This is a genomic window from Peribacillus sp. CSMR9 (assembly GCF_033141925.1).
Taxonomy (GTDB): domain Bacteria; phylum Bacillota; class Bacilli; order Bacillales; family DSM-1321; genus Peribacillus; species Peribacillus simplex_A.
On sequence record NZ_JAOPHO010000002.1, the window covers coordinates 69,593 to 82,331 of the forward strand.

A 12,739-nucleotide genomic window follows, 5' to 3' on the forward strand; every position below is an offset into this window, starting at 1 on the left:
GTTTTACAGTTGTTTCAGTTCGCTGATCCTGTGGATCACAGAGTCGCGTTTTTCGCTATAGTCTTTTTCTTTGGCACGTTCTTCTTCAATGACGCTTGCCGGCGCCTTTTTAACGAAGCCCTCGTTGCCTAATTTTTTCTGTACGCGTTCAACTTCTTTATTAAGTTTGTCGAGTTCTTTTTCAAGACGTTTCACTTCTTCGTCGATATTGATCAGTCCTGTAAGCGGAAGGATCAGTTCTACACCAGTTACGACAGCTGTCATGGCTTGAGCAGGTTCTTCGACCTCGATTCCGATCGTCAATTGTTCAGGATTACAGAAACGCTCGATATAGCTGCTGTTTTTCTGTAACGTTTCTAAGATGGACTCATCTTTAGCTTTTAAAATCAAATTGATTTTTTTGCTTAATGGTGTATTCACCTCAGCACGGATGTTACGGACGGAGCGGATGATTTCAACAAGCAGCTTCATTTCCTCGGCTGCAGCTGTATCTGTCAATCCTTCATTCACTTCCGGCCAAGCGGCAACAGTGATCGACTCACCTTGGTGAGGAAGGTTCTGCCAGATTTCTTCGGTAATGAATGGCATGAACGGGTGTAATAATCTCATCGTGTTATCCAGTACATAAGCCAAGATCGAGCGGGTCGTTATCTTCGCTGCTTCATTTTCGCCATATAACGGAAGCTTCGCCATTTCAATATACCAGTCACAGAAGTCATCCCAAATGAAGTTATAAAGCACACGGCCCACTTCACCGAACTCATAACGGTCCGCAAGTCTCGTCACGTTTGAAATCGTTTCATTCAAGCGCGTCAAAATCCATTTATCGGCTACAGACTTCTCACCGCTTAAATCGATTTCGTCATAAGTCATGCCATTCATGTTCATCAAAGCAAAACGGGATGCGTTCCAAATCTTATTCGAGAAGTTCCAAACCGCTTCCACTTTTTCCGTACTATAACGAAGGTCCTGCCCTGGTGAGCTGCCTGTAGATAAGAAGTAACGCAGGGAATCGGCACCGTATTGATCGATGACATCCATCGGATCCACACCATTGCCAAGCGATTTACTCATCTTGCGACCCTGTTCGTCACGAACCAGACCGTGGATCAGTACATTTTCAAATGGACGCTCACCTGTGAACTCAAGTGCTTGGAAAATCATCCGCGATACCCAGAAGAAAATGATATCATAGCCTGTTACAAGTGCTCCGTTTGGATAGTATCGTTTGAAATCGATACTGTCCTTATCAGGCCAGCCCATAGTCGAGAATGGCCATAATGCCGAGCTGAACCATGTATCCAGAACATCTGTATCCTGTTCCCAGTTTTCAGCATCCGCAGGTTCTTCGTGGCCAACATACACTTCACCTGTTTCTTTATGGTACCACGCTGGAATGCGGTGACCCCACCAAAGCTGACGGGAAATGCACCAGTCTCGGATATTTTCCATCCAGTGGAGGTACGTTTTTTCAAAACGATCTGGTACGAAATGAACCTTTTCCTCATCGGACCCTTTTTGAAGTTCAACGGATGCATCAGCCAGTGGCTGCATTTTTACGAACCATTGAGTCGAAAGATATGGTTCAACAACAGCACCGCTTCTCTCTGAATGGCCGACTGAGTGAAGGTGATCTTCGATTTTGAAGAGCACTCCTTCTTCCTGAAGGTCTTTGACGATTTGCTTACGGCATTCGAAGCGATCCATACCTTCGTACTTACCAGCCTTTTCATTCATCGAACCGTCTTCATGCATGACAAGGATGCGCTCCAAATTGTGACGGTTCCCAATTTCGAAGTCATTCGGGTCATGGGCCGGAGTAATTTTAACCGCGCCTGAACCGAATTCCATATCGACATAATCATCACCGACAATTGGGATTTCCCGGCCTGTAATTGGCAAACGAACCATCTTGCCGATCAGGTGTTTATAACGATCATCTTCAGGGTGTACAGCAACCGCAGTATCGCCTAGCATCGTTTCTGGACGTGTGGTGGCTATTTCAATTTCACCTGACCCGTCAACCAACGGATATTTCATATGGTAAAATGCACCCTGCACATCTTTATAAATAACCTCGATATCGGATAACGCCGTTTTCGTTGATGGATCCCAGTTGATGATGTATTCGCCTCGGTAAATCAAGTCCTTTTTATAAAGAGAGACGAAAACTTCGCGTACTGCTTTTGAAAGCCCCTCATCAAGAGTGAAGCGTTCACGGGTATAATCAAGCCCAAGACCCAACTTTGACCATTGTTCACGGATATGGCTCGCATATTCCTCTTTCCATTTCCATGTCTCTTCAACGAACTTTTCACGTCCAAGGTCATAACGGCTTACGCCTTCCGAGCGAAGCTTTTGTTCAACCTTTGCTTGAGTGGCGATACCGGCATGGTCCATGCCAGGCAACCATAATACATCATAGCCTTGCATCCTTTTCATTCGTGTCAATATATCTTGAAGTGTCGTATCCCAAGCATGGCCAAGATGCAGCTTACCTGTTACATTAGGGGGCGGGATGACAATCGTATATGGTTCCTTTTTATCGTCACCCGTCGCTTCGAAAAACTTCCCATTAAGCCACCATTTATAGCGGCCTTTCTCTATCGTCTGCGGATCATATTTAGTTGGCATCGAAATTTGGTTCTCTTCCATATCATTTCCTCCTTTTTGGGCATAAAAAAAACTTCCATCATCACAAAAGGACGAAGGAAGTTGTTCGCGGTGCCACCTTTTTTCCGAAAAATAAAAAAATCTCTTTCGGCTCTCAAATCGGATAACGGCTCTTCACCGGCCTTCGCTACTAAGATCTTTCACGAAAACTGCTCGCGGACGACTTCGGATGCTGCTGCCTGGAAACCTCCCACCAATTGGTTTCCTCTCTGAAAAGTGCATTTCATCTTACTATTTCCGGTCTTTGCATTGAATTATATTCATATGTAAAATCATTGAATGCATATAGTATATAGTACAAAAAATATGGGGCTCCAGTCAATCATCTTTTCGCTTACTTTCCCAGGAAGCGTCTCATTTCACGCATTCACTCCCGCTGTCCGGCCAGTTTCTTTATTTTATACTCCAGGAACAGTTAATGTGACGGCTTTTTCACCTTTCCCACTACCCACCCATATAATAAAAGAAGTCCTAAAAAGGAAGGTAATAATATGAAGCGAAGATATACTCCCTATACTTTACCGCCTTGGATGAAAAAATTCCGCGGTGTTTGCCAGCAGTTCATCATTCCCTTTATCGTATTCCAAGGATTACGTACGCTGATTTTCCCTACTTTCTTCGATATGCTCCTGTTAGTCGCCTTTATTTTCTTGGCCTTGTCTTTATATTTCGAATGGATTTAATTATTCCCTCACAGCAAAAAAATATACATGACTGGAGATGATCCAATCATGTATATTTAGCTTGGGGGTGATTGCTCTTCTTTGGCAGCCTCGGCAGCCGCCTTTTTCTTCTGTTCGATTTCTTCGATTTTCATCACCATATATTCTACATTCTTCAGGAGCCAAAATTGCCTCTGCAGTTGAGTAACATTATCAAGCTCTGAACGATGGCTCCTGCCATCGGAATAACCCTTCACTAATTCCAAAGCTGATCCAGGGAAAGCCATATAACTTTGCATGAGCAGCAATTCTTCTTCTTTCAAAGGAAAATAACGAAAATAGTTATATAGCCAGTCGACGCAGTCATCGCATTGGACAGGATAGGTCCTGGCCGATTTAACGAGAAATGGCAGTAAATCGAAATGAGGCGGTGCCGTATTCGAATTCTCAAAATTGATGAAGTAGCCATACCCCCGTTCATCACTAACGAAATGCTTCAAAGAGACCTTTCCGTGCGTGATCACGGTTCGAACCTTTTCACTTTCCTTCGTTTTTTCATACCAGGTTTCAAATTTCTTGATCGAGTACTTCAGTGCCTGTGAAATATCAGTGAAGAATGAACAAACCGTCATTTCAAATGGAGACATATACCACTTCTTTTCGCAGCTGACAATATACTCATCCATAAAGTCCTTCTCGTTATTCCAGGCATCAAGCGTCCGCTCATAATGAGCTTCCCGTTCTTCTATATCCACCTGGATTTCCTTTACTGACAGCGTATGCATCCGAGCAAGCTCCCTGAACATTTGCTTATGCTTTTCATCACGCTCCCCGTCCCCTTCATTATTAAGCCAGGGCATCAGGTAATACAAACGTCCATTATGAAGAACGGCGTAACGCTGATCCATCGTTTGATAAATGGGAACGATCCGGTTATAGCCTCGATGGTACAGTTTTTGAACATTCCTGATAAAATCAATGCCTTTATGCGGTACAATGGATTTCAAGGCAAATGTACCTCGATCACTGTATACTTTTTTCACCCGCCCGAAGTCCTCAATATATTGTACATACATGGCGTATTCCTTCAAGACGGTCTCCGTGTCACGATCCCGATTAATAGGCTGCTGATTCTCGTTTTCCCTCACGAGACTCACTCACTTTCTCTATAAACACTCAACAATCCGATTATTCGATTCCTCTAGCCACCAAAAGGTGTAATTAAATCCGGGCTGCTCTAAAAAACAGGAGCAGACCATATGCTCTGCTCTCTGTCCTGGTCAATTCTTATACGCAACCGCCTTCGGTATATAGATGACTTGCCCTTCATGGACGTTCTGGTTCGACTCCAACTCATTACTGAAAAGTATGGATTGAACCGTAACATCATAACGTTGAGCCAAGTCATCAAGCGTTTCCCCTTGCTGGACAATACAAACCTTCATCCTTACCAGCTCTTCTTCTTGTTTCCGACCGAATAAGTCCATGATGGAAAGCTGCTTTTCATCATGTTCAGCGGTTTCCTTATCATCACGTTCCACGGCTTGTTTCCTGCCTTTGAAATTTTTAACTTCCTTAGCTGGCGGCGCTGGTCTTTCCTTCTTTTTGAATAGATCGCTTAACGAATTTGCTTTCTCTTCATGTTCCATCTTCGCATGTTCATTTAGGATAGGACCCGCTGCAGCCTCAGCTTCTTCCTGCCGGATGACATCCTCGTTTTCGGAATTTGAAACAGGGCTATTCTCAACTGGGACACTTATATGATTGATTACATGATTTGGCTCTTCCACTGCTTCCTCTTCCATCAAAGTCTTTCTAGGAGTCTCGACTTTCTCCATGGTTTCCTGCCTGCTTACATTTTCCTCCTGCTTCTCCTCTTCCTTGGATGACATAGGTACCTCTGCTGAATCAGGCCGATCACTTATAGAAAAATTCACTTCTTCCTGTCTGTGCACTTCCGTTTCCCACTCCTCCTCTTCAGGATATGGTGAAACGGGAATCTCAAAAACTGGGACACCATGCTGATCGCTTAAATAGATTGGTTCCTCTTCCTCTTCCTCGTTTGCTTCAGATACCCGTTTTGCCTCTGCAGAAAAAGGCGTGTATAACTCTTCCTCCAGCTCATCTCGGAAAACAGGCTGAAAATCTGGGATTGGCGGCACTGCAGCCGCATATGGAATATATGACTCGTTTTCACCGTCCGTTTCTTCTTGTTCCTCTGTTTCCCCAACTTCCTGCTCCGTATCGAACCGTTCTTCCACATATGAATCATTATAAATTCCGGTTATCAACAAATCCGCCTGCAATTTCAAACAGTTATGCTCAGGCATGGCATAATCAAAGCTTTGAATCGAGACATCGATCTCCTCTAATGAGGCAATTCGATTATTCGGAATTGTTATATCAACCGGAAAACGGTGTGTGAACTCAGTAAGTCCATCAGGATGCCTCTCGACCTTTTGAACGGCTTTTGGCAAAAAGGTCTGCGAAAACTCCTCTTCCTCACCATTTTGCGAGTCTTTGTATTCACCGCATAAATCTAACGAGCCTCGTATAAAAACATATTGATCACTTTCTTGAATCGTCACATTTGGATCCAGAGAAATGGAAAATAACTCAGCCACTTCCTGTCCCTTCTGGAACCAAACGGATTCCTCTAAAGAAAATCGTAAATACGATTCATTTTCTTGCGACAAGACAACTCCTCCTTTCAGCTTCAGGAAACGGTACCTATACCAATATCAATCTATGAAGAAAGGAAGCTGATTATTCCTTCATTTCATTTGCAGCCATCCAAACCTTATTTTTACTGAACCATGATAAGGAGTAGACTTTACTTTTTCAGGCTAAAATCCATGTCGATTGGATCAATCAGACTTAAACCATTTTAATTCGGCCTACTGCCAATTAATTTGCCTTCAACCATTTTTTTCGGCCTTCTTCCACTTACTCCTTGAATCAAAAAAACAGGCTACCTTTCTCCAAAAGTTTTTGGAGAAATGGTAGCCTGTTAATAATTTTAATAGTGTCATGAAGCCTCATTTTTTTAATTTTGCAAAGGCCTGTTCTGCCGCTGTGATGGTCTTTTCGATATCTTCATCACTATGTGCAGTGGAAAGGAATAAACCTTCAAACTGGGACGGCGGCAAGTAGATGCCTTGATTCGCCATTTCCCTATAATAAGAAGCAAAGAACTCTAAATCTGATGTTTTTGCTGTATCATAATTGATTACTTCTTCATCCGTAAAGAATAGTCCAATCATGGAACCGGCACGGTTGAATGTATGGGGAACTCCGTACTTTTTCGCTGCTTCTCCGATGCCTTTTTCAAGCATATCACCTTTTCGGGTGAACTCTTCATAAGATTCTGGAGTCAATTGGCTCAGCGTTTCAAGACCAGCCGTCATGGCCAGAGGGTTACCTGACAATGTTCCTGCTTGATAGATTGTCCCGCTCGGGGCAATTCGTTCCATGAATTCGCGCTTACCTCCGAAAGCTCCGACCGGTAAGCCGCCGCCAATTACTTTCCCAAGGCAAGTCAGGTCCGGTACGATGCCAAAATAGCCTTGTGCACAGTTATAACCGACACGGAAACCTGTCATAACTTCGTCAAAGATCAATAGAGCCCCGTATTGGGTCGTCACTTCACGTAAGCCTTCGAGGAAACCTGGTTGCGGCGGAACTACGCCCATGTTCCCTGCAACAGGTTCTACGATGATACACGCGATGTCTTCGCCAAATTGTTCAAACGCATATTTGGTTGCTGCAAGATCATTATATGGTACGGTAATCGTATTTTTCGCAATGCCTTCCGGTACTCCCGGACTATCCGGCAAACCTAATGTGGCAACGCCGGAACCTGCTTTGATTAGCAATGAATCGCCATGTCCATGATATGAACCTTCGAATTTAAGGATTTTATCCCGACCTGTAAAGCCTCTCGCCAACCTTAGCGCACTCATCGTCGCTTCGGTTCCTGAAGACACCATCCGGATCATCTCAATCGAAGGCACCCGGTCAATGACCAACTTAGCCAGTTCATTCTCAATCAGCGTAGAGGTTCCAAAGCTTGTACCTGATTCCGCTACCTTTTTCAATGCTTCAACGACATGGTCATTCGTGTGACCCAGGATAAGCGGTCCCCATGAAAGAACATAGTCTATATATTCATTGCCATCGATATCATACATTTTTGAGCCTTTTCCACGCTCCATGAAAATGGGATCCATGTCCACGGATTTGAAGGCACGTACAGGGCTGTTCACGCCGCCTGGCATCAATTTTTTTGCTTCGGCAAACGCTTGTTTCGATTTTTCATATGACCGCATGATTCAATCCCCTTTTCCATTACAGGTTTTATTTGTTAATCATCTTTGATTATCTTCGTTTATCCAGCGTGCTACTTCTTTTGAGAAATACGTAATGATCAAGTCGGAACCTGCGCGTTTCAATCCTGTCAGCATTTCCATCACTATCGCTTTTTCATCAATCCAGCCATTTTGGGCAGCAGCTTTGACCATTGAATATTCACCGCTCACATTGTAGGAAACAACGGGAAGATTAAAGTTATTCTTAACGTCCCTGATAATGTCCATGTAGGAAAGGGCTGGTTTCACGATTAAGAAATCCGCACCTTCAGCAACATCGGATTCAGCTTCACGGAATGCTTCAAGGCGATTGGCAGGATCCATTTGGTAAGTTTTCCTGTCGCCAAATTGCGGCGCGCCATTCGCTGCATCACGGAATGGGCCGTAAAAAGCCGAAGCATATTTTACTGCATAGGACATGATCGGAATATCTTCATAGCCAGCTTCATCCAGGCCTGCACGGATGGCCGCAACGAAACCGTCCATCATATTGGAAGGGGCAATGATATCGGCACCGGCCTCAGCCTGGCTGATCGCCGTTTTGGCAAGAAGGTCAAGAGAAGCGTCATTCAGGATCTTTTCCCCTTCAACGACCCCGCAATGGCCATGGCTTGTATACTCACAAAGACATGTATCAGCAATGACAATGACTTCAGGATATTGTTTTTTGATATAGCGGGTTGCCTCTTGCACAAGTCCGTTATGGTGAAATGCTCCTGTGCCTTGTTCGTCTTTATCATGAGCAAAAGGGACACCGAATAAAATGACTGACTTAATGCCCAGACTTACGACTTCATCCATTTCAGCCCCAAGGTTATCCATGGATAACTGATATATACCCGGCATCGAGTTGATTTCATTTTTTACATTTTCACCGTCAATGACGAAGATCGGATAGATCAAATCCTCTTTATGCAATTGTGTTTCACGGACTAAAGCCCTCATGCCAGCACTTGCACGCAAGCGACGGTGGCGATTGAATGGAATGTTTTTCATTTTGAAGTTCCTCCCTTATTATTTCTTTTTGCTTATGAAGCGTATTAAATCCGCAACCATGGCATCCGTCGTATAAACATCTGGACAAACATCGACGTTTAGCCCATTTTTTTCAGCCGTTTTAGCGGCAATCGGCCCGATGCATGCGATGATGATCCGGTCTATGTATGTATCCAAATCATGGCGTTCCATGATCTGTAAAAAATGATTGACCGTCGAAGAGCTCGTAAAGGTTATGATGTCGATTTCATGATTCGTTATAAGTTTCACGAGTCTTTTTTCACTGCTTCCGGGAAGCACGGTATGATAAATTATCACTTCATCACAGGATGCACCAGTTTCATTGATTGCCTCCGCAATAACCGCCCTCGCGAGATTCCCTTTTGCCAGCAATACACGCGACCCGGGATCAAGCAGGGTAATGAACTCCGCAACAAACCCTTCGGCAACAAACTGAGCTGGAACGAAATCCGCCCTATATCCATGTCGTTTCAGGGCCGCTTCTGTTTTGGAGCCGATAACGGCTATTTTCGGAAGCATTAAAGGCTGTTCACCAATAAGTTTAAAGAAGAAATCCACTCCATTTTGACTGGTGAGAATTATCCAGTCATAGGTATGCAGCTCATCTAACCGCTCTTGAACAACTTCCATATGATCAGGAAGAGTGAACTCCAGCAATGGCACAAGAAGCGGCGTTCCGCCATTTTTATCGATCGAATCTTTTAATCCATCTGCCTGCCCTTTCCCTCTGGTGATTAATACCCGATAATCCTTAAGAGGTTGAAAGGGATTCATTACTGATCAAGCTCCTCTTTTACGCGATCAATCAATTCTTTACCGCCCATTTCACTTATCTGTTTGGCAGCATCATGCCCAACCGTCTCGGGATCAGCCCCCTCAACCATTTCTTTATAAATCACTTTTCCATCCGGAGAAGCGACCAAAGCCGTCAAGGAAACCAATCCATTATCTTTCTCTACCGCAAATCCGGCAATCGGCACCTGGCATCCGCCTTCCATTTTATCCAAAAAGGCACGTTCCGCTTCAACCGTTCTTTTCGTTTTTTCACAGGTTAATTTCTCAAGTTCAGCCAGCAGTTCTTTGTCGTCTTCGCGGCATTCAATGGAAAGTGCCCCTTGTCCAACTGCCGGAATGCAAATATCCTCATCTAAAAATTCCGATACGATGTCCTGCTCCCATCCCATTCTTGATAGTCCGGCTGCTGCTAAAATGATGGCATCATAATCTTCCGTGTTCAGCTTATTCAGACGGGTATCGATATTCCCGCGAATCCATTTAATTTCAAGATCCGGCCTTCTAGCCAAAATTTGCGCGCCGCGGCGCAAACTGCTTGTACCTATAATGGAACCGGGCTTCAGTTCGGAAAGGGTTTCATGGTTCTTTGAAATCAAGGCATCCCGATGGTCCTCCCTTGGTGGTATGCAGCCGATCGTCAAGCCTGGAGGCAGCACTGCCGGCATATCTTTCATACTATGTACAGCCATATCTATTTCTTTATCCAGCATCGCTTGTTCGATTTCTTTAACGAATAAGCCTTTTCCGCCTACCTTGGAAAGCGTTACATCAAGGATTTGGTCACCCTTTGTGACAATTTCCTTCACCTCGAACTCGTATGGAACCCCAAGCTCTTTAAGTTGATCGATTACCCAGTTCGTTTGGGTGATCGCTAATTTACTACGTCTAGAACCAACAATTATTTTTCTCATAGTTTCCTCCTATGTATTCCAAAAGTGGAATGTTGAAAGGCTTCCGAAAAGGAAAAAGTTAATTAACACAATCATGAAAGATCCAATATTCAGAAAGGCTAGGGTCCTTCCATACATTTGTTTCCGAATTTTCAAGTATAAAAACACACTGTAAGCGACGAGCAAAATGAATGAACCGATGATCTTCATATCCAGCCAGGATACCCCAGGCACTTTTATATAAGCCCATTGAATCCCCAAGATAAGGGAGACCACTAATAATGGAACACCTATTACTGCGAGGACATAAGACATTTGCTCGAGCTTCGTTAAATCGCCGAGCCGAAGCAGCCGTTTCCCCCACTTCTTCCGTTTAAGTAAATCATATTGAATTAAGTAGAGAAGGGAAAAAACGAAAGAAAGCGTGAATGCCCCATAAGATAGGATGGCAAAAGTGATATGTATGAGCAATAGCTCTGAAACCAGACGCTGTGCAAGCACTTGAGATTCTATCTGAACAGGTGCAAAGGTATGGATGGCCATAACCATAAAACCTAATACGTTCGTAAAAAAGACCGTAAAATCGACTCTTAGCAATCGGTTAATGATTAAAGATAACGATATGAGGACCCATGCATAAAAATATAAGCCTTCAAAAATCGTCAATACCGGGAACCTTCCCGTTTTCAATACATACAGAAATAAAAAAATTGTTTGCAGTACCCAAACAATAGAAAGCAACCAGAAGGCGACCTTATTCGCCTTCTGGTTATTATTAAGGAAGTCAATAAAGTATAAAAGCATACTGATGGCATACAACAATACGGTGGCTTCATGCAATCTTGTCATTAGTAATTCCATATTTACCTCATTACTGGACAGGAACTGGATTCAATAGGGATGCCTTGGAGCTGTTCATTTCTTTTTCATCATCCGCTACCAGCTGGTCTTCAATCAATTCCTCTAAATGAAAGATTTTCACGAAATTATTTAATTGCTCTTTTGCATTCGGCTCATCCGCAAGCTCTTTTGCATAAAGAATAGGATCTTTTAGCATTTGGTTGATGATGCTCTTCGTATGCTTGTTCAGAACCTTTTTGTCCCTTTCGCTTAAATGAGGAAGCTTTCTTTCGATGCTTTCCATCGTTTCCTGTTGTATTGATAGGGATTTTTCCCGTAAAGAAGAAATGACAGGAACCACACCAAGCAAATTAATCCATTGATTGAAGTCCACAATTTCAGATTCGATCATCAATTCTATTTTCTCGGCAGCTTTTTTGCGCTCTTCGATATTCGCTTGCACGATCCCTTCAAGATCGTCAATGTCATACAAGAAGATATTTTCAAGCTCCGCCAATGTTGGATCAAGGTCACGCGGCACTGCGATATCCACCATGAAAATAGGACGGCCTTTACGAAGCTTATTCACGTATGTCATCATTTCTTTTGTTACTAGAAGATCCTTTGAACCAGTGGAGGTAATCAGGATATCCGCTTCCACTAAAGCGCATTGCAGCTCTTGAAGCTGTTTCGCTGTACCATTGAATCTCTCCGCCAAGTCGACCGCTTTCTGAAAGGTGCGGTTAATGACTGTGATGCTGTCAGCGCCATTACTATGCAGATTCTGAATGGCTAACTCACCCATCTTACCGGCCCCAAGAATCAAGACGTTCTTGCCGTTCAGGCCTCCAAAGATTTTTTTTGCAAGCTCGACTGCCGCATAGCTGACAGAAACGGCATTCGTATTGATATCCGTTTCTGAATGAGCCTTTTTAGCTAATGTAATGGCTTGCTTGAAGAGATGGTTAAAAACGGTGCCGATCGTATCATCCTTCTGTCCTAACATATAGCTTGTACGCACTTGTCCCAAAATCTGGGTTTCCCCCAGTATCATGGAATTCAAGCCGCAGATAACTGAAAATAAATGCTCGACTGCCCCATCGCCTTCATAGATGAACAGGTATTTAGAAAATTCTTCTTTATCGATGTTAAACCATTCCGAAAGAAATTCCTTTATATAATACCGGCTCGTATGAAGCTGGTCACCGACCGCATATATTTCTGTTCTGTTGCATGTTGAAATAATAATGTTTTCCAAGATGCTTTTTTTATTTTTAAGAGCTTTCATTGCCTCGGCAAGTTCGGCTTCGTTAAACGATAGTTTTTCCCGAATTTCAACAGGGGCAGTTTTGTAATTAATACCAACCGCTAGAATATGCATCCTTTTGTTTTGCACCCCCAAAATTTTTCATGTAAATTTATTATACCATGTACTAAAATGGATACACGTAAATAATATGAACAGTTTATGAAAACGTATGCTACCATGAAAAGA

General features: G+C 43.4%; 10 protein-coding genes and 1 other annotated feature. Of the genes, 1 reads left to right on the forward strand and 9 read right to left on the reverse strand.

Translation table 11 applies throughout. The annotated features are described in order from the left end of the window. Positions 1 to 3: 3 nt before the first annotated feature. On the reverse strand, positions 4 to 2,655 hold the full coding sequence (locus N9I19_RS02185) for a valine--tRNA ligase (protein ID WP_284470095.1): 2,652 nt from the start codon (positions 2,653 to 2,655) through the stop codon (positions 4 to 6). Positions 2,656 to 2,698: 43 nt separating this feature from the next. Beyond that, positions 2,699 to 2,927: a binding site (T-box leader), on the reverse strand. Between the two features lie 237 nt (positions 2,928 to 3,164). On the opposite strand from N9I19_RS02185, the gene N9I19_RS02190 reads away from it, so the two are divergent. Next, positions 3,165 to 3,356: a hypothetical protein gene (locus tag N9I19_RS02190; RefSeq protein ID WP_061464264.1), complete on the forward strand. Its 192-nt coding sequence runs from the start codon at positions 3,165 to 3,167 to the stop codon at positions 3,354 to 3,356. Between the two features lie 56 nt (positions 3,357 to 3,412). Here the strand turns inward: N9I19_RS02190 and ysxE are convergent, their stop codons facing one another. The 8 genes from ysxE to hemA all read right to left on the reverse strand — a co-directional run bounded on the left by ysxE (position 3,413) and on the right by hemA (position 12,625). After that, positions 3,413 to 4,483, reverse strand: coding sequence for a spore coat protein YsxE (gene ysxE / locus N9I19_RS02195; protein WP_317776872.1), 1,071 nt, complete (start codon positions 4,481 to 4,483; stop codon positions 3,413 to 3,415). Between the two features lie 132 nt (positions 4,484 to 4,615). Continuing rightward, positions 4,616 to 6,031 (reverse strand): LysM peptidoglycan-binding domain-containing protein, encoded by a 1,416-nt coding sequence (locus N9I19_RS02200; protein ID WP_317776873.1) that lies wholly within the window; start codon positions 6,029 to 6,031, stop codon positions 4,616 to 4,618. Positions 6,032 to 6,373: 342 nt separating this feature from the next. Further along, positions 6,374 to 7,663 (reverse strand): glutamate-1-semialdehyde 2,1-aminomutase, encoded by a 1,290-nt coding sequence (gene hemL, locus N9I19_RS02205; RefSeq protein WP_089361673.1) that lies wholly within the window; start codon positions 7,661 to 7,663, stop codon positions 6,374 to 6,376. Between the two features lie 39 nt (positions 7,664 to 7,702). Next, positions 7,703 to 8,698 (reverse strand): porphobilinogen synthase, encoded by a 996-nt coding sequence (gene hemB / locus N9I19_RS02210; protein ID WP_089361674.1) that lies wholly within the window; start codon positions 8,696 to 8,698, stop codon positions 7,703 to 7,705. An 18-nt stretch (positions 8,699 to 8,716) separates the two neighbouring features. Then, positions 8,717 to 9,493 carry a uroporphyrinogen-III synthase gene (locus tag N9I19_RS02215; RefSeq protein ID WP_089361675.1) on the reverse strand — a complete coding sequence of 259 codons (777 nt, stop codon included), beginning with the start codon at positions 9,491 to 9,493 and terminating at the stop codon, positions 8,717 to 8,719. Next, positions 9,493 to 10,425: a hydroxymethylbilane synthase gene (gene hemC, locus N9I19_RS02220; protein WP_061464269.1), complete on the reverse strand. Its 933-nt coding sequence runs from the start codon at positions 10,423 to 10,425 to the stop codon at positions 9,493 to 9,495. The genes N9I19_RS02215 and hemC overlap by 1 nt, the downstream gene beginning before the upstream one ends. A gap of 9 nt (positions 10,426 to 10,434) precedes the next feature. Further along, positions 10,435 to 11,265 (reverse strand): cytochrome C assembly family protein, encoded by an 831-nt coding sequence (locus N9I19_RS02225; RefSeq protein ID WP_317776874.1) that lies wholly within the window; start codon positions 11,263 to 11,265, stop codon positions 10,435 to 10,437. A gap of 10 nt (positions 11,266 to 11,275) precedes the next feature. Then, positions 11,276 to 12,625: a glutamyl-tRNA reductase gene (gene hemA, locus N9I19_RS02230; RefSeq protein ID WP_317776875.1), complete on the reverse strand. Its 1,350-nt coding sequence runs from the start codon at positions 12,623 to 12,625 to the stop codon at positions 11,276 to 11,278. Positions 12,626 to 12,739 lie beyond the last annotated feature (114 nt).

Excerpts from the sequence above, each read along its gene's own strand:
- N9I19_RS02185 (WP_284470095.1), bottom strand. The coding sequence starts at position 2,655 with ATGGAAGAGAACCAAATTTCGATGCCAACTAAATATGATCCGCAGACG.
- N9I19_RS02190 (WP_061464264.1), top strand. The coding sequence starts at position 3,165 with ATGAAGCGAAGATATACTCCCTATACTTTACCGCCTTGGATGAAAAAA.
- hemL (WP_089361673.1), bottom strand. The coding sequence starts at position 7,663 with ATGCGGTCATATGAAAAATCGAAACAAGCGTTTGCCGAAGCAAAAAAA.
- hemB (WP_089361674.1), bottom strand. The coding sequence starts at position 8,698 with ATGAAAAACATTCCATTCAATCGCCACCGTCGCTTGCGTGCAAGTGCT.
- N9I19_RS02215 (WP_089361675.1), bottom strand. The coding sequence starts at position 9,493 with ATGAATCCCTTTCAACCTCTTAAGGATTATCGGGTATTAATCACCAGA.
- hemC (WP_061464269.1), bottom strand. The coding sequence starts at position 10,425 with ATGAGAAAAATAATTGTTGGTTCTAGACGTAGTAAATTAGCGATCACC.
- N9I19_RS02225 (WP_317776874.1), bottom strand. The coding sequence starts at position 11,265 with ATGGAATTACTAATGACAAGATTGCATGAAGCCACCGTATTGTTGTAT.
- hemA (WP_317776875.1), bottom strand. The coding sequence starts at position 12,625 with ATGCATATTCTAGCGGTTGGTATTAATTACAAAACTGCCCCTGTTGAA.